22 protein-coding genes and 2 tRNA genes are annotated in these 21,656 nt (G+C 71.2%); 7 read left to right on the top strand and 17 right to left on the bottom strand.

Features of this window, described 5'->3' with window-relative positions:
* Positions 1-12: 12 nt before the first annotated feature.
* The 11 genes from ACIQWR_RS01940 to ACIQWR_RS01890 all read right to left on the bottom strand — a co-directional run bounded on the left by ACIQWR_RS01940 (position 13) and on the right by ACIQWR_RS01890 (position 8,101).
* Positions 13-1,395, bottom strand: coding sequence for an HD-GYP domain-containing protein (locus ACIQWR_RS01940; RefSeq protein WP_404004286.1), 1,383 nt, complete (start codon positions 1,393-1,395; stop codon positions 13-15).
* On the bottom strand, positions 1,392-2,876 hold the full coding sequence (locus tag ACIQWR_RS01935) for an HD-GYP domain-containing protein (RefSeq protein WP_404004284.1): 1,485 nt from the start codon (positions 2,874-2,876) through the stop codon (positions 1,392-1,394). Before ACIQWR_RS01935 ends, ACIQWR_RS01940 begins: the two co-directional genes overlap by 4 nt.
* A 186-nt stretch (positions 2,877-3,062) precedes the next feature.
* Positions 3,063-3,401 carry a mycothiol system anti-sigma-R factor gene (gene rsrA, locus ACIQWR_RS01930; RefSeq protein WP_404004282.1) on the bottom strand — a complete coding sequence of 113 codons (339 nt, stop codon included), beginning with the start codon at positions 3,399-3,401 and terminating at the stop codon, positions 3,063-3,065.
* A complete protein-coding gene (locus ACIQWR_RS01925) occupies positions 3,398-4,042 on the bottom strand; it encodes a sigma-70 family RNA polymerase sigma factor (RefSeq protein WP_385782695.1) in 645 nt (214 codons plus the stop codon). Before ACIQWR_RS01925 ends, rsrA begins: the two co-directional genes overlap by 4 nt.
* Positions 4,043-4,437: 395 nt before the next feature.
* The gene (locus tag ACIQWR_RS01920; RefSeq protein WP_404004280.1) at positions 4,438-5,097 is read right to left on the bottom strand and encodes an alpha/beta family hydrolase; all 660 of its coding nucleotides are present in this window, start codon (positions 5,095-5,097) and stop codon (positions 4,438-4,440) included.
* 40 nt (positions 5,098-5,137) lie between these two features.
* The gene (locus ACIQWR_RS01915; RefSeq protein WP_404004277.1) at positions 5,138-5,953 is read right to left on the bottom strand and encodes an SOS response-associated peptidase; all 816 of its coding nucleotides are present in this window, start codon (positions 5,951-5,953) and stop codon (positions 5,138-5,140) included.
* Positions 5,954-6,060: 107 nt separating this feature from the next.
* Positions 6,061-6,285: a hypothetical protein gene (locus ACIQWR_RS01910; protein ID WP_404004274.1), complete on the bottom strand. Its 225-nt coding sequence runs from the start codon at positions 6,283-6,285 to the stop codon at positions 6,061-6,063.
* Entirely contained in the window at positions 6,285-6,497 is a 213-nt protein-coding gene (locus ACIQWR_RS01905) for a hypothetical protein (protein WP_404004272.1), read from the bottom strand. Before ACIQWR_RS01905 ends, ACIQWR_RS01910 begins: the two co-directional genes overlap by 1 nt.
* Before the next feature lie 65 nt (positions 6,498-6,562).
* Positions 6,563-7,393 carry a helix-turn-helix domain-containing protein gene (locus tag ACIQWR_RS01900; RefSeq protein WP_404004270.1) on the bottom strand — a complete coding sequence of 277 codons (831 nt, stop codon included), beginning with the start codon at positions 7,391-7,393 and terminating at the stop codon, positions 6,563-6,565.
* Positions 7,390-7,911 (bottom strand): DUF6879 family protein, encoded by a 522-nt coding sequence (locus ACIQWR_RS01895; protein WP_404004268.1) that lies wholly within the window; start codon positions 7,909-7,911, stop codon positions 7,390-7,392. Before ACIQWR_RS01895 ends, ACIQWR_RS01900 begins: the two co-directional genes overlap by 4 nt.
* Complete coding sequence (locus tag ACIQWR_RS01890; protein ID WP_404004265.1) at positions 7,892-8,101, bottom strand: hypothetical protein; 210 nt, start codon at positions 8,099-8,101, stop codon at positions 7,892-7,894. The genes ACIQWR_RS01895 and ACIQWR_RS01890 overlap by 20 nt, the downstream gene beginning before the upstream one ends.
* Before the next feature lie 280 nt (positions 8,102-8,381).
* Between ACIQWR_RS01890 and ACIQWR_RS01885 the strand changes: the two genes are divergently transcribed.
* The 4 genes from ACIQWR_RS01885 to ACIQWR_RS01870 all read left to right on the top strand — a co-directional run bounded on the left by ACIQWR_RS01885 (position 8,382) and on the right by ACIQWR_RS01870 (position 11,978).
* Complete coding sequence (locus tag ACIQWR_RS01885; RefSeq protein ID WP_404004263.1) at positions 8,382-9,104, top strand: M50 family metallopeptidase; 723 nt, start codon at positions 8,382-8,384, stop codon at positions 9,102-9,104.
* Positions 9,105-9,149: 45 nt separating this feature from the next.
* Positions 9,150-10,508 (top strand): 3-phosphoshikimate 1-carboxyvinyltransferase, encoded by a 1,359-nt coding sequence (gene aroA, locus ACIQWR_RS01880; RefSeq protein ID WP_404004260.1) that lies wholly within the window; start codon positions 9,150-9,152, stop codon positions 10,506-10,508.
* 8 nt (positions 10,509-10,516) lie between these two features.
* Positions 10,517-11,527 (top strand): ribosome small subunit-dependent GTPase A, encoded by a 1,011-nt coding sequence (rsgA, locus tag ACIQWR_RS01875; protein ID WP_404004257.1) that lies wholly within the window; start codon positions 10,517-10,519, stop codon positions 11,525-11,527.
* 127 nt (positions 11,528-11,654) lie between these two features.
* Positions 11,655-11,978 carry a DMT family transporter gene (locus tag ACIQWR_RS01870; RefSeq protein WP_399260092.1) on the top strand — a complete coding sequence of 108 codons (324 nt, stop codon included), beginning with the start codon at positions 11,655-11,657 and terminating at the stop codon, positions 11,976-11,978.
* Here the strand turns inward: ACIQWR_RS01870 and ACIQWR_RS01865 are convergent.
* A complete protein-coding gene (locus ACIQWR_RS01865) occupies positions 11,944-12,501 on the bottom strand; it encodes a TetR/AcrR family transcriptional regulator (protein ID WP_404004255.1) in 558 nt (185 codons plus the stop codon). The two genes, ACIQWR_RS01870 and ACIQWR_RS01865, sit on opposite strands and share 35 nt — an antisense overlap.
* Before the next feature lie 131 nt (positions 12,502-12,632).
* Between ACIQWR_RS01865 and hisN the strand changes: the two genes are divergently transcribed.
* Positions 12,633-13,436 carry a histidinol-phosphatase gene (gene hisN, locus ACIQWR_RS01860; RefSeq protein WP_404004252.1) on the top strand — a complete coding sequence of 268 codons (804 nt, stop codon included), beginning with the start codon at positions 12,633-12,635 and terminating at the stop codon, positions 13,434-13,436.
* 109 nt (positions 13,437-13,545) lie between these two features.
* Complete coding sequence (locus ACIQWR_RS01855; RefSeq protein ID WP_330335180.1) at positions 13,546-13,956, top strand: CBS domain-containing protein; 411 nt, start codon at positions 13,546-13,548, stop codon at positions 13,954-13,956.
* A gap of 105 nt (positions 13,957-14,061) precedes the next feature.
* On the opposite strand, the gene ACIQWR_RS01850 is transcribed toward ACIQWR_RS01855, so the two are convergent.
* Positions 14,062-15,531: a catalase gene (locus tag ACIQWR_RS01850; protein ID WP_385788522.1), complete on the bottom strand. Its 1,470-nt coding sequence runs from the start codon at positions 15,529-15,531 to the stop codon at positions 14,062-14,064.
* Positions 15,532-15,661: 130 nt separating this feature from the next.
* Here ACIQWR_RS01850 and ACIQWR_RS01845 point away from each other — a divergent pair, with 130 nt between their 5' ends.
* A complete protein-coding gene (locus ACIQWR_RS01845; protein ID WP_399260084.1) occupies positions 15,662-16,081 on the top strand; it encodes a Fur family transcriptional regulator in 420 nt (139 codons plus the stop codon).
* Positions 16,082-16,242: 161 nt separating this feature from the next.
* Here the strand turns inward: ACIQWR_RS01845 and ACIQWR_RS01840 are convergent.
* The 4 genes from ACIQWR_RS01840 to ACIQWR_RS01825 form a co-directional block, all read right to left on the bottom strand.
* Positions 16,243-16,316, bottom strand: a tRNA-Met gene (locus tag ACIQWR_RS01840).
* A gap of 76 nt (positions 16,317-16,392) precedes the next feature.
* Positions 16,393-18,261: a sel1 repeat family protein gene (locus ACIQWR_RS01835; protein WP_404004248.1), complete on the bottom strand. Its 1,869-nt coding sequence runs from the start codon at positions 18,259-18,261 to the stop codon at positions 16,393-16,395.
* A gap of 257 nt (positions 18,262-18,518) precedes the next feature.
* A tRNA-Met gene (locus ACIQWR_RS01830) sits at positions 18,519-18,592 on the bottom strand.
* A gap of 60 nt (positions 18,593-18,652) precedes the next feature.
* Entirely contained in the window at positions 18,653-21,535 is a 2,883-nt protein-coding gene (locus ACIQWR_RS01825; RefSeq protein WP_404005016.1) for a UPF0182 family protein, read from the bottom strand.
* Positions 21,536-21,656 lie beyond the last annotated feature (121 nt).

Here is a 21,656-nt window from a genome sequence, read left to right as displayed (position 1 = left end):
ATTACCCATGGGTTACCCAGGTCGGCCAGGTACAACTCTGGCACGTCCGCCGCGCCCCCGCGCATCCCGTTTCGGCCGCTCCAGGCGGGCACCATCCCGCCTCGAACTGTTCCGCCGCAAAACGTACGCGAGGCACTCGACGACGTCGGGATGGTGGTCGTGGGCCGTGCCGAGGCGCAGCTGCTCCAGCGCGGCCAGTGAGCCGCCCGGGTGACGGGAGCCGCCCACCAGGTCGTCGTAGGCGTTGGCGGTCCGCACGATGCGGGCCAGGACCGGCTGGTCGCGGTAGGGGTCGGCCTGTCTCTCGACGACCACGGCGACCTCGGCGGACACCCCGGTCTGGCGGGCCACCTCACCGCCCAGCACGGCGATCCGGCGGGCCTCGGCGGCGGGCAGCGGGGCGGTGGCCCCGGCGGGGACCGGGTCGACGAGGGAGAGCTGTCCGATGTCGTGCATCAGGGCGGCGTACTCCAGGACGATCAGCTCCCGCTGCGAGAGGCCCAGCTCCCGGCCCACGGCGCAGCTGAGGGCGGCGACCCGGCGGGCGTGCCCGGGCCGGGTGTAGCCGGCGATCTCGGTGGCCCGGGCCAGCGAGGTGATCGTCTGCCGGTAGGTGGTGCGGACGGCGTCGATCCGGCGGAAGGACATCTGAGTGAGCAGCAGGGGCACGCTGAGGACGGGCAGCGCCCAGAGCCCGGCGACCGCCACCCCCAGGGCCATCACCACGCCGGTGGCGCAGATCGCCGAGCCGATGCCGAGCAGGGCGCGCAGCTCGTCCCGCAGCAGCGGTCCGTACGGCCACCCGGTGCGCAGTCCGGCCAGCGCGGCGGCGAGCACCGCGTCGCACAGGGCGGTGAGGCCGAGCAGGAGGAGCAGGAAGAGCACCAGGTACGGGCCCCGGCCGACCTGCTCCTCCAGCCGGCCGGAGTTGTGCAGCGGCTGGAAGCAGGCGGCGGCGAAGCCGACGGTGAGGACCCGGCGGGCCACGTGGTCGACCGCGGGCCCGCGGCCGCGGGCCACCTGCGCGGCGATCCCGACGAGGGCGGCCGCGACGACGACGGCGACGACCTGGAGCGCGCCGTGGTGGGTGGGCTGCCCCGCGTCCGCCCCGAGCAGGGCGTAGGCGAGGGCCGCGGCGGACCCCAGGGGCGCGGGCTGGCGGTCCTCGGCCCGCAAGGGTCCGATCCGCGGCGGACCGGCCTGCGGCGGACCGGCCCCCGGGCGCCCGCTCGGACCGGGCGGGTCCCGGCGGGCGAGTTCGCCGAGGGTGATGAGCAGGCCGAAGGCGAGGGCGGTGCCGGGGCCGCTCACGCCGAACCACAGGGTGTGCGCGAGGGCCGCCGCGGTGAGCAGGGCGGCGGCCGCGCGGACGGCCTTGGCGCCCCGGTCCCTCATCCGGTCGCTCCGGGGCCGGTGGTGGCTCCCGGGCCGGCGGTGGCTCCGCCGGCGGCCGTGTGCGCCCGGGAGTCGCCGTTCTGGGCGGGCAGCCCCGGCAGACCCGGCGGCGGCGCGGGGGCCCGTACGGGCGCGGCGGCGGGGGCCGCCGCCGGTGCGGACTGGGGGATCACCTGGAGCTCCTCGTCCGAGGTGACCACCGGGTGCCAGCCGTGCCGGCCGATCGCCCGTACCAGCGCGCCCACCATGTCGGGGTCGAACTGGGCCCCCGCGCAGCGCTCCAGCTCGCCCAGCGCCGTCGGTACCGGCCGGGCCCGGCTGTAGGAGCGGGTCGAGGTCATCGCGTCGAAGGCGTCGGCCACCGCCACCACCCGGGCGAGGACGGGGATCTGACCGCCGGCCAGGCCGTACGGGTAGCCGGAGCCGTCCACCCGCTCGTGGTGGTGCAGGATCGCGGACCGCGCCTCGCCGAGGAAGCCGATGCCGCGGACCATCTCGTGCCCGTACTCGGGGTGGAGTTCGATGATCCGGCGCTCCTCCGGGGTCAGCGGACCGTCCTTGCGCAGCAGCCGGGTGGGCACGCCGATCTTGCCGACGTCGTGCAGGATCCCGGCGATCCGGACCACCTCCAGGCGGTCCTCGGCCATGCCCAGTTCGCGGGCGATCATCGCGGACGCCTGGCCGACCCGCTCGCTGTGGCCGCGCGTGTAGCGGTCCTTGAGGTCGACGGCCTGCACGAGGGCGCGGATGGTGGACCGGTGGGCCGCCCGTTCGTGGTGGTACTGGGCGAAGACCCAGCAGGAGATGTACATCGGCAGCAGCACCAGCAGCGCCGCGGGCGGCCCGTAGGGGCTGCGCCACATGACGGCCATCATGAGCCCCGCCAGGCCGTGCACGCAGTGCGGGGCGAGGGAGAGGGCGAGCGGCGCGCGCCAGGCGGTCGCCGCCGGCCGCCGCTCGGCGGTGGCCAGCACGCCCGCTTCGAGGGCGGTGAGCACCAGGCAGAAGACGACGGCCGCGAGGGCCGCCGGGAGCATCACGTAGGGGAAGTCCGCGACCGCTCCCCCGGGGTGGGCGGCGCCGCCGAGCGCGGCGGGACCGCCGAGCAGGGCGAAGGTGACCCCCGCGGCCCAGGCTGCAAGCGCCTGCTGCGCCCCGTGCCAGGCCCGGCGCACCGCGGCGGGGGGCTCGGCCGCGGCCCCGGCGAGCGCGCCGGGGAGGGCGACCAGCGCGGCGGCGGAGGGCGGCAGCAGGAAGACGGCGGCGAGGACGACGGGGAAGAAGGCCCCGATGCCCGCGGGCGCCCGCCCGCCGAGCCGCGGGCAGACCTTGGCCAGCTCGCAGGCGAGGTAGAGGACGGCGAGCATGGCGACGGCGGCCCGGGGCGTGCCGGAGCCGAGCAGCGCGGGCAGGACGCAGGCGAGGGTGCCGAGGACGGCACAGAGGACGTAGGCGCGCGCCGCCGGCGGAAGTCCCCGCATGGCGCTCTCCTCCCCCGGAACCTTCGAGCCAGGTACGGAAAAACAACCGGTACCGGAAGGGGAGAATAGGTGTGGCCCGCGGCGAGCGGGCCACATTCGCGTGTTGGGCCGTCCGGAGGCCCCTGGATTAGCACCTTCGGGTGAACGAAGTCGCTTTCCGGGGGCACCCGTTCCCTCGGAAAGGGATCAGCCCGTCGCCGGAGCGGCGGGAGCGGCGGGAGCGGCGGGACTCGGCGGCGCCGCCGTCACGTCGTGATCGGGTACGGCTTGTCCCGAGCGGATCAGCTCGATCCGGCCCATCACCTTCGAGCGCAGGTCCTGCGGTACGTCGTCCGACCCGCAGCAGCGCTTGACCAGCTTCTTCACGGCCTGTTCCAGGCCGTACTTCTCCAAGCAGGGATTGCACTCGCCGAAGTGCGTTTCGAACTTCGTGCAGTCGCTGTCCGGCATCTCGCGGTCCAGGAACTCATACAAGTGGTCCAAGACCTCAGAGCACTCCGTCTCGTGCGGATCTCCGCAGCTCATGAGCCCGAGCCTTTCCCGTCGTTCGACTCTCCCGCGCCGGCGGGGACCAGCCCGCGCTCACGGGCGTAGTCCTCCAGCATTCCGCGGAGTTGGCGGCGCCCACGATGCAGTCGCGACATGACCGTACCGATGGGTGTACCCATGATGTCCGCGATCTCCTTGTAGGCAAAGCCCTCTACGTCCGCGAGATAGACGGCGATGCGGAACTCTTCCGGAATGGCCTGGAGTGCTTCCTTCACATCCGAATCGGGCAGGTGATCGAGCGCCTGCGATTCGGCGGAACGCAAACCGGTCGACATGTGCGACTCGGCGCGCGCCAGCTGCCAGTCCTCGATCTCCTCCGCCGCACTGCGCTGGGGTTCGCGCTGCTTCTTGCGGTAGGAGTTGATGAAGGTGTTCGTCAGAATGCGGTAGAGCCACGCCTTGAGGTTGGTGCCCTCGCGGAACTGGTGGAAGGACGCGTACGCCTTCGCATACGTCTCCTGGACCAGGTCCTCGGCGTCGGCCGGATTGCGCGTCATGCGCAGCGCGGCCGAGTACATCTGGTCGAGGTAGCCGAGGGCGTCCCGCTCGAAGCGCGCATTGCGCTCCGGGGTCGTCTCCTCCGCGTGGCCTTCGTCGGTCCCAGCGACAGGACCCACCTCCTCCGACAGCGTGGCGGCTCCGAAAGCGGACCCGCTCGAATCGGAGAATAGTCGACCTTCCCGGCCATCCGCCGCCCGAGGGGCACCGTGCTTGGACCCGGGCAGCACCGTCCACTCCAGGCCGCTGGCGGCCTGCGGACGGTTCTGACTGATGACCTGGGTCATGCGCTCCCTCTCCTCCGGCGAGATTCCGTACGTTCCGACATCCCGCACAACAGCGGGGCCGGGGCACGGCATTCCCCGCCGCCCGGCGAGTTTCCCCGGAGTTCCGGAAAGGCTGGAATGCGAGGTCGCTCACATGCCCCCACGCGCTCCGGGAATGTGTCAGGTCGACTCCGGACACCGCCCGGAACCGGGGTCCGAGAGGGGCCTCGGAGGCGCCTCGGAAAATCTCAAACGGGCAGGTCCACGAGCCAGTCCGCCACCGCGTCCGTGATCACCGCGAGGGCCTCCTCCTGGGTGGTCGCCGCCCGCTTCGGCACCGCGAAGCCGTGATCGCCGTACGCCACCTCCACGAGCCGGTACGTGTCCCCCGCGCCCGGAGCCGGGAACTCCGCGGGGCCTCCGAAGGGGTCCCGGCCGCCCTGTACCACCAGCGTCGGCCGCCCGGCGCCCAGCAGCTCGGCCAGCCGGGTCTTCTCGGGCCGGCCCGGCGGATGCAGCGGGAAGGCCAGCGCCAGCACCCCGGCCGCTCCCAGCTCGGCGGCGGTCCGGCAGGCCACCCGGGCCCCCGCGCTGCGCCCGCCGGCGACCACCGGCAGGCCGGGGCCGCCCAGTGCGGGCCACAGCGCCCGCCAGCCCGTGTCCAGCACCTTCGGCGCGGCCGCCACCTTCTTCCCGGCCACCCGCCAGGGCTGCTCCACGAGGGCGACGGTGATCCCCCGGGCCGGCAGGGCGGCCGCCAGCGCGACCAGGTCCCGGGCCTCGATCCCGCCGCCGGCGCCGTGGCTGACGGCCAGTACCAGCCGCGGCCGCGCCGCCGGGTGCCAGGTGATCCGGGCCTCGCCCGCCGGGGTGTCGACGCTCTGGACGTGCTGCGTAGGCGTGCTCATGCCCCCATCCTGCGGGACACCGGCGTCGGGGCGGTGGAAGCTAGAAGAGCGTGGCCTCCTCGGGCGCCTCCAGCTCCGTCAGCAGCTCGGGCCCGTTGTTGCGGACGTTGCTGACCGAGGTGGAGACCGGATAGGCCCGCATCCGCCCGCCCGGCGGCGGCGCCAGCAGGGCCCGCAGCTCGGCCTCGTCGGTGCGCGCCGGGTCGAGCCAGGCGTCCCAGCGGTCCGGGGTCAGCATGAGCGGCATCCGGGGGTGGATGTCGGAGAGCGAGCGCGGCCCCTCGGCGGGCGCCACCCCGAGCGGGCCGGTCTCGGCCTCGGCGGTGATCACCGAGCAGGTGGCCCACCAGGCGAGCGGGTGCTCGTCGGGCAGGGTCCGGTCGCGCCAGAACTCGTATATCCCGGCCATCGCGAAGACCGCGCCGTCGTCGGGGAGCACGAAGTAGGGCTGCTTGCGGGCCCGCTTCTTCTTGCCCTCGACCTCCAGCTGCCGCTCGTCGTGGGCGGTGACCCACTCGTAGTAGCCGTCGGCCGGGACGATGCAGCGCTGCCGGGCGAAGGGGCGACGGAAGGACGGCTTCTCGTGCAGGGTCTCGGACCGGGCGTTGATCATCCGGGCGGCGCCCTCGGGGTCCTTGGCCCAGGAGGGGACCAGCCCCCACTTCAGGCGGCGCAGCTGGCGAACCGGACGCCGCTCGGCCGCGTCCTTCAGCGGCCGGTCGAGGACGACGAGGACCTCCTTCGTCGGCGCGACGTTCCAGTCCGGCGCCAGGGCCTCGGCGGGCTCCCACCGCTCCACCCCGAACGCGCCCGCCAGTTCCTCCGGCCCACGACTCGCCGCGAACCTTCCGCACATGGCGCTCCCCCTCACCTCTCCGCCGACACGTTCAAGAGTGGCAGACGGCTGTCCGCCGGAGCCGGGGGCGGGCGATCTTCCGCAAGCGCGGGACCACTCGCGCGACCTCAACGCGCGGCGGCCTCCGCGCCCCTCAGGGCCTCGGCCATCCGCTCCACCGCGTCGGCCGGGAGCATCCCCAGGTGGACGTGGGGCAGGCCGTCGGAGGTGACCGTGGGCCACATGCCGGTCCACGCGGCCTCCGGCACCCCGAGCCCGACCAAGGCGGCGCGCAGGGATTCCAAGGCGTCAGCGGCCCGTGCGTGACCGTCCCGCCACGTCCGCATGTCCATCACGCGGCCGCGCCCCCGGCGCCGGGGCACGTGGGGTGCCGGTAGACCACCGCGGACGCACCCGGCGCACGGCCGACACTCCCCCGCCGAACGGGCTCCAGCGGCCCGACCTCGCACTTGCAGGCCGCGCACACCTGCCCGGGCGCGTAGGTCAGGTACTCCCACTCGCCCCGGTCGAACGCCAGGGCCTCCGCCTGCTGAGCCTTTGCCATGTCGCACCCTTCGCTGCCGTCTCCGTGCATCGGCAGCTCATGGTGTCCGGATCGGGAGGTGAGATCTAGGAAATTTCCTGTTCCCTCAAGAAGTCGTCGCGAATTCCTGTGACGAGATCCCGCATGCCTTCACCTGAAAGGGCCACGCGGTCGAACATCCGATATTTGTTCTCGTACAGGGCGATGTCCCTGACTTCGCTGGTGGTGATCTCAGCGTGAGGGATTTCCACAATGACGAGCCGGCTGTCGAACAGGACGAAGGAGGACGTGGGAAGCCCGGGCATCGAAGCCGAGAGAGGAACGATCCCGATCCGAACGTTCGGCATCCTGGACATGGTGATGAGCCTGTCCAGTTGCGCAGCCATCATAGGGGCCGGCACCAGCTTCCACCTGAGCACCGACTCCGTGACGAGAAAGTCGAATGTGCGGGATCGGTCGTACAGGACTTCCTGACGACGCAGACGCGCACCGATCATCTCCTCAAGAGCATCATCGGTCAGCTCCGACCCTCTTTGCACTCCGCGCACATACTCGGGAGTCTGAAGCAGGCCGGGAATGCAGGAGCACTGGAAAACCCTGAGCAGATCCGTCTGCGCCTCCATCGCCTGGATCTCTTCCTGATGCTTGTGCAGTCCCGTACGCCGATAGATGCGCCACGCTGTGGCTTCAGTGGCTACATGCCGCGCGGCCTCCGCCAGCTCGGCCCGGACCTCAGGCGAGACCCCCAGGGCCTCCAAGACACGTTCCACGTCGAGAACGCTCGGGGGCAGAACCCCGTTCTCGATCTTGCTCAGCTTGCTCGGGGACATGACGGCGCTGCGGGCGACTACTTTCGCCTGCTTTCCGCTGGCTACTCGCAATTCCCGCAGCGCTCGCCCCAGGTCTGTTCCGTTCACGCGTCTCCGTACTGCTCCCACCATGCAGCGAAGGGAACAGCCCGCCCCAGAGCGACGTCCCGCCACTCCAGCCAATCAGCCGGATGGGGATGTGACTCCGCGCCGAGGAATTTTCCGCCTTCCGCATACTTCATGGACACCACGGATGATTCATCGAACATCCAGAAGTCCGGGACGCCTTCGAGGGGGTTCGGTTCATGCGTGGTGTCAAGAATGAAGAACTCTTCCCCGGCTTTCGCGTTCTTCCGGTATCCCCACCCGAGTTCGAAGCGAAGGTAGTCCGTCATGGGGCGGGAGATGATGTGGACGCGGTACATGCGCTTTCCCGCATCGATGTTTCCGCGCACTTCATCGGCCCATTGCTGATTGTAGCTCTCAGGTTGAGGCTCACCGGCGAGGAACGCACGGATCATCTCCGGGTTCGACGAGCCGCTGTAGTCGTCCAGGGTTTCCAGCCGGAACGCCTCGCGGTGAAAAGTGGCGAACAGATTCTCGAATTCATCGGGTGAGATGTTCACGAACGTACCTCTCGATGATCTCGGCGGGGATGCGGACGACTGTCTCACCGACAGGGATCTCGATGCCGACCAGCGCCCCCGCGTCCTCCACGTCATAGCCCTGCACCAGGAGGTCCCCTGTGCCGTCGAGGCGGTACAGCGTCGCGCACGACCCCTTCTCGCACTCCCCGACCAGCCGTGTCACTGCCATGCAGTCCCCCTTGGTAGCGGCGGCGCCGCCCCTGCTGTGAGGCCTTCGGTTGTCCTGTCCGATGCTCTCGACCACGTGGCCAGGGGGTCAAGCGATCACAGTTGAGAGAACAGGAAACCGGGATAGTAGGCCTAATACCAGCGTGGAAAATTCTCCCGCTGCCCCGAGGCCGGAACCTCAGCCGGTGCCCCGTGCGTCCTCATCACACGGGCACGCCTTCCGCACAGGGCTGCCAGACTGCCACGACACCCGATCACCACCGCAAGGAGCCGGCACACCCGTGGACGACACGCACACCCTCTCCGCCGCCGGCCTGTGGGACCGGCTCACCGGTATACAGACCGCGCCAGAACTCTGGCTGGTGATCGCCACGGCCGTCGTCGCGCTGGCCGTGGTGGTGCCCCGGCCGCTCTGGCTGCTCTCCCGCAACGCCGTGACCATCGCGCACGAGGGCGGGCACGGGCTGATCGCGGTGCTCACCGGGCGCAGGCTCGACGGGATCCGGCTGCACTCGGACACGAGCGGGCTCACGGTGAGCCGGGGCCGGCCGACCGGGATCGGCATGATCCTGACGGCCGCCGCCGGCTACACCGCGCCCTCCCTGCTGGGACTGGGCGGGGCCTGGCTGCTGGCCGCGCACCGGATCACCCTGCTGCTGTGGGTGGCCACCGCACTGCTGCTGGCGATGCTGCTCATGATCCGCAACGCGTACGGCGTGCTGACCGTCTTCCTGTCCGGCGGGGCGTTCCTGCTCGTGTCCTGGCTGGCCCCGGCCGAGGTACAGGCGGCGTTCGCCTACGGCGTGGTGTGGTTCCTGCTGCTGGGCGGCGTGCGTCCGGTCTTCGAGCTCCAGCACAAGCGGCGCGGCGGCGGGGCCCCGGACTCCGACGCGGACCAGCTCGGGCGGCTCACGCACGTGCACCCGGTGATGTGGCTGTTCCTCTTCCACGCCGTCTCGCTGTGTTCGCTGATCGGCGGCGGGCGCTGGCTCGTGGACCTGTGAGCCGATCAAGATCTGGGTCGCGCCCGACCAACTAAAGTGAGGGCCATGACCGACACCCCCGCGCCGTCCGCCCTCTGGCCCGCCCCCCTAGCCGACGGGCCCGTGCGCGCCTCCGTCACCGTCCCCGGGTCCAAATCGGTCACCAACCGGGCCCTGGTGCTGGCCGCCCTCTCCGCCGAGCCCGGATGGGTGCGCCGGCCGCTGCGCTCGCGGGACTCCCAGCTGATGGCGGACTCGCTGCGGGCGATGGGCGTGGGCATCGAGGAAACGGTCTCCTCCAGCTCCGCGGGCGACGGCGAGACGGGCGAGGCCTGGCGGATCATCCCGGCGGCCCTGCACGGCCCCGCGACGGTGGACGTCGGCAACGCGGGCACGGTCATGCGCTTCCTGCCGCCCGTGGCCACCCTGGCCGCCGGCGACATCCGCTTCGACGGCGACCCGCGCTCCTACGAGCGCCCGCTCGGCGAGGTCATCAACGCACTGCGCGCCCTGGGCGCCCGCATCGACGACGACGGCCGGGGCGCGCTGCCCCTGACCGTCCACGGCGGCGGCGCCCTGGAGGGCGGCACGGTCGAGATCGACGCGACCAACTCCTCGCAGTTCGTCTCCGCGCTGCTGCTCTCCGCCCCGCGCTTCAACCAGGGCGTCGAGGTCCGGCACGTGGGCAGCAACCTGCCGTCGATGCCGCACATCCGGATGACGGTGGAGATGCTGCGCGCGGCCGGCGCCCAGGTGGACACCCCCGAGGCGGGCGGCGAGAAGAACGTGTGGCGGGTGACGCCCGGCGCGCTGCTGGGCCGCGACATGGTCGTCGAGCCCGACCTGTCGAACGCGCAGCCCTTCATGGCGGCCGCGCTGATCACCGGCGGCACGGTGACCGTCCCCGACTGGCCGCGGCGCACCACGCAGCCCGGCGACGCGCTGCGGGCGATCTTCACCGAGATGGGCGGCTCGTGCGAGCTGACCGACGCGGGCCTGGTGTTCACCGGGTCCGGCAAGATCCACGGCATCGACGTGGACCTCGGTGACGTCGGCGAGCTGACCCCGGGCGTCGCGGCGGTGGCCGCGCTGGCCGACTCCGAGTCGGTCCTGCGCGGGGTGCAGCACCTGCGGATGCACGAGACGGACCGGCTGGCGGCCCTGACCGCGGAGATCAACGCGCTCGGCGGCGACGTCACCGAGACCGCGGACGGCCTGCGCATCCGCCCGCGCCCGCTGCACGGCGGGACCTTCCACACCTACGACGACCACCGGATGGCCACCGCGGGCGCGGTGATCGGCCTGGCGGTGCCGGGCGTGCTGATCGAGAACGTGGCCACGACCGCGAAGACCCTGCCGGACTTCCCGCGGATGTGGGCGGACATGCTCGCCGAAACCGGAACCGGAACCGGAGCGGGAGCGTAGGGACCGTCATGCGCAGGTACGGCAAGCACACCGACGAGGACGACATCCGCCAGCGGCCCAACCCCAAGGGCAACCGGCCGCGGACCAGCATCCGCCCCAAGCACGAGGACGCCGCCGAGGGCTTCGTCCTGACGGTGGACCGGGGGCGGCTGACCTGCCTGGTCGACGGCCGCACGATCCACGCGATGAAGTCCCGCGAGCTGGGGCGCAAGGCGGCGGTGGTCGGCGACCTGGTCTGGATCGTCGGCGACCTGTCGGGCAAGAAGGACACGCTGGCGCGGATCGTGCGGATCGAGGAGCGCAAGTCGGTGCTGCGCCGCACCGCCGACGACGACGATCCGTACGAGCGCGTGGTCGTCGCCAACGCCGACCAGCTGGCCATCGTGACGGCACTGGCGGATCCGGAGCCGCGGCCCCGGATGATCGACCGCTGTCTGGTGGCGGCGTACGACGCGGGGCTCGAACCGCTGCTGGTGCTCACGAAGTCCGACCTGACCTCCGCGGACAAGATCCTGGAGATCTACTCGACCTTCGGCCTGAACTACGTGGTCACCAACCGTGAGGAGCTGGCGACGGGCGACGCGGCCGAACGGGTGCGCGAGCGCCTGAACGGCCGGATCACCGCCTTCGTCGGCCACTCGGGCGTCGGCAAGACCACGCTGGTGAACTCGCTGGTCGCCGAGGGCCGCCAGCGCGCGACCGGCGTCGTCAACGCGGTGACCGGCCGCGGCCGGCACACCACCACCTCGGCGCTCGCGCTGCCGCTGCCGGGCGGGGACGGCTGGGTCATCGACACCCCGGGCGTGCGCTCCTTCGGCCTGCACCACGTGGACCCGTCCCGGGTGATCCTGGCCTTCCCGGAGCTGGTGCCGGGGACCGAGGGCTGCCCGCGCGCGTGCAGTCACGACGAGGCGGACTGCGCGTTGGACCAGTGGGTGGAGGACGGTCACGCGGATCCGGCGCGGCTGTACTCGCTGCGACGGCTGCTCCAGACGCGTGAGCGCCGCGAGGGCGACTGATCGGCCTTCGCCGGACGGTGGTCGATCGTCCGGCGGGGTTTGCCGGACGCCATGTCTGGTAAATGCATAATCGCACCAAGCGGCGCCGGCGCGAGCCGGGCCGCACGAGCGCGGGGAGGCATTCGACATGGCGTGGCTGCTCGTCGTGGTCGCGGGAATCCTGGAGACCGGTTTCGCGGTCTGCCTCAAGCTGTCCCACGGTTTCACCCGGCTGTGGCCGACCATCGCCTTCGCGTGCTTCGCCCTGGGCAGCTTCGGCCTGCTCACGATGGCGCTGAAGAAGCTCGACGTCGGTCCGGCCTACGCGGTCTGGACGGGCATCGGCGCGGCCGGTACCGCCATCTACGGCATGATCTTCCTCGGCGACCTGGTCTCCACCCTCAAGCTGGTCTCGATCTCGCTGGTCATCCTCGGGGTCATCGGTCTCCAGCTGTCCGGGTCGGCGCACTGAGCCCGCGGCCCGCTCCGAAGAGGGCGAGGTCCCCCAGCGGGGCGTCCCCGCCGGGCGCGACCACGTAGGACAGGGCCAGGCGCACGACCAGCTCGCAGCGGTACGCGGTCCACTCCCCCGGCGCCAGCGCGGCGGCGGCCCGGTCCCGGACCGCCCGGGTGAGCTCCTCCGGGCGCGGTCCGGGCACGAGCAGCGGGAGCCGCGCGTCCCAGCATCCGGTGAGCAGGGCCCGTAACAAGGGGTGCGCGCGGGCGGTGCGTACGGTCCAGCTCGCCAGCTCGGCCATCCGCTCGTGGGCGCCCTCCTCGGCGCCGAGCACCCGGTCCACTCCGGCGAGGTAGCGCTCGGTCTCGCGGCGGACCAGCGCCCGGCCCAGGCCGTCCTTGCCACCGAACTCGTTGTAGAGGGTCTGCCGGGACACCCCGGCCGCGGCGGCCACTTCCACCATCCGCACCACGGGCCACGGGCGCGCCGCGAGCGCCGCCACCGCCGCCTCAAGCAAGGACTCCCGCGCTGCCGGCATCTTCGCCTCCGCTCGTCTGTCCGTCAGGGTTGACGCGTGCGCGGAGCCTGTCAAGAGCGGCCGTCGGCCGGTGTGCGGCTTGATCGTGGACACCGTTGGTCCGGCCGATCCGATGTCGATACTGTTCGGCCATGCCCGAGTATGACGATGACCTTCGCCTTGCCCACGAGCTCGCCGACGCCGCCGACGTGGCCACGATGGCCCGCTTCCAGGCCCTCGACCTCAAGGTCGAGACCAAGCCCGACATGACTCCGGTGAGCGAGGCCGACAAGGCCGCGGAGGAGCTGATCCGCGCGGGCATCCTGGCCGCGCGGCCGCAGGACGCGATCCTCGGCGAGGAGTACGGGGTCGAGGGCACGGGCCCGCGGCGCTGGGTCGTCGACCCCATCGACGGTACGAAGAACTACGTGCGCGGGGTCCCGGTGTGGGCCACGCTGATCTCCCTGATGGTGGAGGGCGCCGACGGCACCTGGCGGCCGGTGGTCGGCGTGGTGTCCGCGCCCGCGCTCGGCCGTCGCTGGTGGGCCGCCGAGGGCGGCGGGGCGTACACGGGGCGCGGACCGGCGGACGGGACCCGGATCGGGGTCTCCAAGGTCGCCTCGCTGACCGACGCCTCCTTCTCGTACGCCTCGCTGGGCGGCTGGGAGGAGCGCGGGCTGCTGCCCGGCTTCCTGGACCTGACCCGCGCGGTGTGGCGGACCCGGGCGTACGGGGACTTCTGGCCGTACATGCTCGTCGCCGAGGGTGCGGTGGACATCTGCGCGGAGCCGGAGCTGTCCCTGTGGGACATGGCGGCGAACGCGATCGTCGTACAGGAGGCCGGGGGGCGTTTCACCGGCCTGGACGGGATCGACGGCGTGCACGGCGGCAACGCGGCGGCGTCCAACGGCGTGCTGCACGATGAGCTGCTCGGGTACTTGCGCCCGAGCGACTGAGTGCGCCCTCTTGATGACACTCCGTGTCCGTGGGAATCTGGGGCTCCTCCGCTTGTGGGTTTGTGAACCGGGCGGAGGGTCTCACCCCTAGGAGGTGGCTGTCTTCATGATGCTTGTCCGTGACGCCATGAGCACCCTGATCCTCACCCTCGGTCCCACCCATACCCTCCGGCAGGCCGCGTGCCTGATGTCCGGCCGGCACGTCGGCGCGGCCGTCGTGCTCGATCCGGAACACAGCGGCATCGGCATCCTGACCGAACGTGACATCCTCAATTCGATCGGCGCGGGGCACGATCCCGACCGCGAGATCCTGAGCGCGCACGCCACTACCGACGTGGTGTTCTGCACTCCCGACGCCACGCTGAACGAAGCCGCCGAGGCCATGGTCCGCGGCGGCTTCCGGCATCTGATCGTGCTGGAGGACGGCGGGCCGGTGGGCATCGTCTCCGTGCGCGACATCATCCGGTGCTGGCTGCCGCAGCGGCGTACGATCCTGCCCTCCCCGTCCCCCTTGCGCTGAGCCCGACCCGCCGTCCCGCGCGCCCGCCCGGGAAGCGGGCGGGAAGGCCGACGGGCCGGCACCCCCGTGGGGGTACCGGCCCGTCGCCTACGACAAGAGATCCGATCAGCCGCGAAGGGCCTGGACCGCGGCGTCGAGCCGCTTGCCGAAGTCGCCGTCCGCCTGGCGGAAGTTGTTGATCGCGCGCTCGACGATGTCGTCGCGCGAGACCTTGGCGATGAAGCCCGACAGGTTCTCGATCAGGCGGGACTTCTCGTCCTCCGAGTACAGGCGGTAGAGGTTGCCGGCCTGGACGAAGTCGGTGTCCTCGCTGTGCACCGCGGCCGGGTGGTTGCCGGTGCCCCCGGTGACGGGGAGCGGCTCCCACAGCGGACGGTCCGTCTGGTTCGGGCCGCCGAAGCTGTTCGGCTCGTAGTTCTTCGCACCCGCGTGGCGACCGTCGTAGAGGTAGCCGTCACGGGAGTTGGTGCGCGCCTCGGTGGCGTGCGGACGGTTCACCGGCAGGTGGTCGGCGTTGATGCCGACGCGGTAGCGGTGGGCGTCGCCGTAGCCGAAGAGGCGACCCTGGAGCATCTTGTCCGGGGACGGACCGATGCCGGGGACGAAGTGCGCCGGGGAGAAGATCGACTGCTCGACCTCGGCGAAGACGTTCTCCGGGTTGCGGTTGAGCTCCAGCTTGCCGATCTCGATCGGCGGGTAGTCCTCGTGCGGCCACACCTTCGTGAGGTCGAACGGGTTGAAGCGGTACTGGGCCGCCTCGGCCGCGGGCATGATCTGGACCTGCACGGTCCAGGTCGGGAAGTCGCCGCGCTCGATCGACTCGCGCAGGTCGCGCTGGTGCGAGTCGGCGTCCTCGCCCGCGAGGACGTTGGCCTCGGCCTGGGTGAGGTTCTTGATGCCCTGGTCGGTCTTGAAGTGGTACTTGACCCAGAAGACCTCGCCGGCCTCGTTGTTCCACTGGAACGTGTGCGAGCCGTAGCCGTTCATGTGGCGGTAGGACGCCGGGATGCCGCGGTCACCGAAGAGCCAGGTCACCTGGTGGGTCGACTCGGGCGACAGGCCCCAGAAGTCCCAGACGTTGTCGGCCTCCTGCGAGCCCGTGTACGGGTCGCGCTTCTGGGTGTGGATGAAGTCCGGGAACTTGATGGCGTCCTTGATGAAGAACACCGGGGTGTTGTTGCCGACGAGGTCGTAGTTGCCCTCTTCGGTGTAGAACTTCAGCGCCCAGCCGCGGGGGTCACGCACCGCGTCCGCGCTACCGAGGTTGCCGGCGACGGTGGAGAAGCGCAGGAAGGTCTCGGTCTGCTTGCCGACCTCGGAGAGGAACTTCGCCCGGGTCCACTCGGAGACGTCACGGGTGAGGGTGAAGGTGCCGTAGGCACCCGCGCCACGGGCGTGCACGACGCGCTCCGGGATGCGCTCGCGGTTGAAGTGCGCGAGCTTCTCCAGCAGCAGCTGGTCCTGGACCAGGACGGGGCCGCCGACGCCCGCGGTCTCGCTGTTCTGGTTGTCGGCGACCGGAGCCCCGGCCTCCGTGGTGAGCGGTCCCTGCGTCACGTGCGCCTCCTGCGTCATTCCTGCAAGTCCTGTCCTTGGCGTTTGCCGTAACCGATCCTACGATGGACTTTGTCTAAGTCAAGTAAGCATCCAAGTCCACACTGATTCGGGATCTACACCGAGTCACCTCGCTGTTAGGCTGGCGTCTATGAGTGACCTGCTGGAGAGACTTCGCGGACGCGGCTGGCGCATGACTGCCCAGCGGCGAGTCGTGGCCGAGGTGCTCGACGGTGACCACGTTCACCTGACGGCGGACGAGGTGCACGCGCGCGCCGTGACCAGGCTCCCGGAGATTTCCCGGGCGACGGTCTACAACACCTTGGGCGAACTCGTCACTCTGGGTGAGATCCTCGAAGTGTCGACGGACCACCGGCGCGCCAAGCGCTACGACCCCAACGCGCACCGCCCGCACCAGCACCTGGTCTGCGCCCAGTGCGGGGCGATCCGCGACGTCTTCCCGGCGGGCAACCCGCTGGCCGACCTGCCGGACAGCGAGCGCTTCGGCTTCGCCGTCTCCGCGGTCGAGGTGACCTACCGGGGCATCTGCCCGAACTGCGCGGGCGCGTAGCCGTACGGCGAAGAGCGCGAGCACAACGAAGACGGAAACGAAGACGAAGACGAAAACGACGAAGGGCCGGGGTCTCCACCCCGGCCCTTCGTCGTAGGGTCTGCGCACATGGGAACGACCGAAGGCCCGGATCCAGGGGATCCGGGCCTTCGGTATTTCAGTAGCGGGGACAGGATTTGAACCTGCGACCTCTGGGTTATGAGCCCAGCGAGCTACCGAGCTGCTCCACCCCGCGTCGGTAAACATGACTCTACGCGAAGGTCGCCTGCGGGAGCAAATCCATTGAACGGCGGCCCCGCGGGGCCGCCGGCTCAGGCCGACAGTTCCTCGGCCAGCGCCTCGCGCAGCCGCGCGGCCCGCTCCGAGACCTCCGCCGGCCCCAGCTCCATGGCCCGCGCGCACCACTTCTGCCCCTCGGCCAGGTCCCCGTGCCGCGCGGCGAAGAGCCCCAGCCGCAGCGCGGCGCGGCCGTGCCCCGCCACCGCGGCCCGGGTCCACCACAGGGCGGCCTCGGGCTCGCTGCCCTCGCGGGCCAGCAGCACCCCGAGGTTGAAGGCGCCGTTGCGGGAGCCGGCTTCCGCCGCCTCCCGGTACCAGCGCGCCGCCGCGACCATGTCACCGCGCCCGGCGGCCATCATGCCCACCCGGACCTGGGCCCGGCGGTGACCCTCCTCGGCGGCCCGCTCGTACCACTCCTCGCTCTCGGACTTGGGCGCGCCGCCGATCGGCTCGCCCAGCGCCACCGGCTCCGGCGGCGGGGCCAGCGACTCCAGCAGCGCGGCCAGCCGGAACGCGGCCTCCGCGCTGCCGCCGCCCGCCGCGCAGCGCAGGTGCCGCTCGGCCGCCCGCTCCTCGCCGTCGCGGACCAGCGCGATGCCGACCTGGAGGGCCGCGTCCGTGTGCCCGGCCGAGGCCGCCCGCTCGTACCACTTGAGCGCCGTACGGTCCTCGTCGCGGCTGGCGAAGAGGATGCCCAGGTTGAAGGCGGCGTCCACGCTGCCCGCCTCCGCCGCCTTGGAGAACCACGGCTCGGCCCCGGCCGCGTCGCCGCCCTGGAGCAGCAGGATGGCGAGCGCGTTGGCCGCCTCGCGGTGCCCGGCGTAGGCGGCGCGGCGGTACCACTGCTCGGCCTGCGCGGTCCGGTCCTGCGCCGCGCACAGCAGGGCGAGGTTGTACGCCCCGTTCTGGTCGCCCGCGTCCATGGCGCTGCGGTACCAGCGCTCGGCGGTCTGCGTCTCCCCGCGCGCGGCGTGCAGCGCGCCCAGCGCGTTGGCCGCGTTGCCGTCGCCGTCCTGGGCGGCCCGCAGCCACCAGGTGACGGCGTTGTCCTCGTCCCCCGCGTCGCGCAGCAGGAAGCCCAGGGCGCAGGCGGCCCGCGCCTCGCCCTGCTTGGCGGAGCTGAGGTACCAGCGGCCGGCCTCCTTGAGCTCCCCGCGCGCCTCCAGCAGGGCGCCCAGGTGCAGCGCGGCGCGCCGGTGGCCGCGCGCGGCGGACTGGCGGTACCACTGCTCGGCCTCGGCGGGCTCGCGGCGGCGCAGGTGCCGGGCGAGCCGGTAGGCGGCCTCGCGGTGGCCCTGTTCGGCGGCGGCGCGCAGCCACCGCTCGGCCCCGCCGTCCCCGCGGTGGGCCAGCAGGTCGGCGAGCCCGAAGGCGCCGAGGGCGTGGCCGGATTCCGCTGCCTGGCGCAGCCAGTACTCGGCGGCGGGCTCGTCCCCCCGCTCGCGGTAGTGCCGGCCCAGCGCGTGGGCGGCGGGTGCGGATCCGGCCACGGCGGCGACCCGCCACCAGCCGGCCGCGTCCTCGGGGTAGCCGCGCTGGTGCAGCAGGACGCCCAGGTTGTTGGCGGCCGCCCGGTCTCCCGCGGCGGTGGCTCCGCGCAGGTACGGCTCGGCCCCGGCCAGGTCGCCGCGGCGCAGCAGCAGCGCCCCGAGCACGCTCATGGCGCCGGGGTCGCCCTTGTCGGCGGCTCCGCGGTGGCGGGCCTCCAACTCGGCGTCGCTCGCCGCGTCGGCCTCGGCTCCGTCGAAGACCTCGTCGGTGCGGTACGTGTTCCGCTGGTCGGCGCCGGTCCGTACGGGCTCCGCGCTCACGGCCGCGGCCGGTTCACCGGCTCCCGTGCCCGTTTCGGCCTCCGCCCTCACAAACCGCCCTGTCTCCAGCAGAGTTGACCTGTCCCCCATAAATCCCATCGTCGCATCACCTGCTACCCGCGTACACCTGGTATGTCGCAGCCAGTGAGGTCACTAGTGAGGTCACTACAGCGCTTTGTCGACTTGCCCCCGATGGGACAAGTCAAACACGCTCCCGCCCCAACTCACCCACCTCAGCTACCGCGTGGCGTGTCCCGCATGTGCCGTGGGCACGGGTCACCGCCGCGCGGCCCAGGATCGGGCACGACGAAGGCCCGGATCCCATGGATCCGGGCCTTCATCTTCAGTAGCGGGGACAGGATTTGAACCTGCGACCTCTGGGTTATGAGCCCAGCGAGCTACCGAGCTGCTCCACCCCGCGTCGGTAAAACCACAGTACCACGACGCGGAACGGAACCCCTCATCCTTGATCGCCGGGCGGCTAGCCCCCCGGCTTCGGCTGGGTCGTCAGCTTGCCCTCGGCCTCGACCGCACGCTTCAGTGCCGCCGAGAGGTCGGCCTGCGCCTTGCCGTACGCCGCCCAGTCACCGGCCTTCATGGCCTTGTCGGCGTCGTCGAAGGCCTTCGAGGCGTCCGCGAGGGCCGCCTTGACCGTCGGGTCCTGGTTGGCGGGCGGCTTGGTGGTGCCGTCGCCCGGCGGCGGCTGGTTCGGCGTCGTCGGCGGCGTCGCCGTGTCCGCGCCGAAGACCACGCCGAGCGCCTTGTCCAGGGTGTCCTCGAAGGCCGTCTGGTTGCCGTAGGTCACGAGGACCTTGCGCAGCAGCGGGTACTTCAGCCCGGAACTGCGCACGTACACCGGCTCGACGTAGAGCATGCCGCCGTCCAGCGGGACCGCGAGCAGGTTTCCGTACTCGACCTCGGAGTCGCCACCGCGCAGCAGGCGGATGGACTCGGCGATCTTGGGTTCGGAGTTGAACTTGCTCTGGACCTGCTTGGGACCGTCGACCGGCTTGCTGGTCGGCATCTTCAGGATGCGGATCTTGCCGTAGTCCGGGGTGCCCGGATCGGCGTTGACCGCCATGAAGGCGCTCAGGTTGTCCCGCTCGTTCGGCGTGAAGGTCGTCGTGAGCGAGAAGACCTGGTCCTTCTCGGTCTGGCCCGGCATCTTCATCGACAGGTAGTACGGCGGGACCGCCGTGCCCTTGGTCGTCGGGTCGTCCGGGACGGCCCACGCCTCACTGCCGCTGAGGAAGGTCTGCGGGTCGGTGACGTGATAGCGGGTCAGCAGCTCGCGCTGGACCTTGAAGAGGTCCTGCGGGTAGCGCAGGTGCGCCATCAGGTCCTTGGAGATCTCGCTCTTCTCCTTGACCGTGCCCGGGAACGCCTTCATCCAGGTCTTGAGGACCGGGTCCTCGGTGTCCCACTGGAACAGGTTGACCTTGCCGTCGTAGGCGTCGACGGTGGCCTTCACCGAGTTGCGGATGTAGTTGACCTGGTTCTCCTGGGCCACCACCGCGCGCTGGCTGTTGGTCAGCGAGTCCGCGGTGCTGTCGCCCAGCGTGGTGCGCGAGGCGTAGGGGTAGCCGTTGGTCGTCGTGTAGGCGTCGACGATCCAGACGACCCGGCCCTTGACGACCGCCGGGTAGGGCGCGCCGTCGATGGTCAGCCAGGGGGCGACCGCCTCGACGCGCTCCTTGGGCGTGCGGTTGTAGAGGATCCGCGAGCCCTTGCCGATGGCGCCGGAGTACATGATCTGCGGCTCGCTGAAGGCGAGTGCGTAGGCGGCCCGGTTGATCGGGTTGTCGAGGTTGACCCCGCTGTCCCCGGTGTAGCTGGTCTCCTTCTCGCCCTTGTCGTCCGAGTAGTCGAGCTCCTTCTGCGGTCCGCCGACGATCGAGTACTGCTTCGTCTGCTCGCCGTAGTAGATGCGCTGCTCGAAGTCCGTGCCGAACATCCCCTTGGAGGGGAGGTCGGACTGGGTGAAGTCGGGAGCGCCGTCCTTGACGGTGGTGCCCTTGGCCGCGACCACGCCGTAGCCGTGCGTGTACTTGAAGTGGTCGTTGATCCAGTTGTTCTTCGGAATGCCGCCGATGTTCAGCTCGCGCAGACCGATGACCGTGTCCTGGCCGTTGTACCGGTCCACGGCGAGCGTGGACGGGAAGGCGTAGTAGCCCTTGACCTGCTGGAGCTGCTGGAAGGCCGGGGAGACGATGTTGGGGTCGAGGAGGCGGACGCTGGCCGTGGTGTCGGCGGCCTGCCGCAGCTTCGCCTTGTCCGTGCCCTCGGCGGGCACGCCCGCGTAGTCCTTCACGTCGGAACCGGCGATCCCGTAGGCGTCGCGCGTCGCCTTGATGTTCTTCTCGACGTACGGCGACTCCTTGGCCTGCTCGTTCGGCTGGACCTGGAACTTCTGCACGATCGCCGGGTAGAGCCCGCCGATCAGGATGGCCGAGAGCACCATCAGGCCGAAGCCGATCACGGGCAGCTGCCAGGTGCGGCGCCACAGCGTCGCGAAGAACAGCGCGGCGCAGATCGCGGCGATGCAGAAGAGGATGGTCTTGGCCGGCAGGTAGGCGTTGGCGTCGACGTAGCGCAGGCCGGTCCAGTTGTCGGCGGCCTTGAAGTCACTGGACTTCACGGCGAGGCCGTACCGGTCGAGCCAGTAGGCCACGGCCTTGAGCGAGACGAAGATGCCGAGCAGCACCGACAGGTGTCCGGTGGCCGCGGCGGTCGCGCGGGCGCCCGGGCTGGTGACGCGCAGGCCGCCGTACAGGTAGTGCACGATGGCCGCGGCGATCAGCGACAGCACGGCGGCGGCGAAGCCGAAGCCGAGCAGGAAGCGGTACCAGGGCAGGTCGAAGGTGTAGAACGACACGTCCATGTGGAACTGGGGGTCCTTCTGCCCGAAGGGCACCCCGTTCACGTACATGAGCCAGGTCTTCCACTGTCCGGCCGCCGAGGCGCCCGCGATCAGCCCGACGAGCACCGCGATGCCCAGGAGCAGCCACTTCTTGAACGGCGCGACGCTCATCCGGTAGCGGTCGAGGCTCTGCTGCTCCATCGACATCGCGCTGAGCGGCGGCCGGAGCCGGTGCGCCAGCCAGATGTTGAACCCGACCGCGCCGGCCATGACCAGGCCGAAGACGGCGAAGAGGCCGACCTTCGTCCAGAGCGTGGTGGTGAAGACGGTGGAGTAGTGGACGGAGCGGAACCAGAGCCAGTCGGTCCAGAAGCCCGCGAACATGATGAAGGCCATGGCCAGGACGGCCAGGACTCCCAGGGTCATCAGGAGAGTCCGGGCGCGCCGGGAGGGGCGGCCGACTCTCATCCGTGGCCCGGAGGGGCCTCCGCCGCGGTCCGGCATCTGGAAAGCCAAGGTGCGCACCTCGAAAGTCGCTGTGTGTCGTGTGTTACTGGAAAATTTTCAAGAGCAGGGCCCCCGATGGTAGAGCCCACTCATGCAACTTACTGAGGCTTTAGTCAGT

It is taken from the genome of Streptomyces sp. NPDC098789 (assembly GCF_044759975.1).
In the GTDB taxonomy this organism is placed as follows: Bacteria; Actinomycetota; Actinomycetes; order Streptomycetales; family Streptomycetaceae; genus Streptomyces.
The sequence above is the reverse complement of the archived record's forward strand: the minus strand, read 5'-3'. Positions and strand labels throughout refer to the sequence as shown.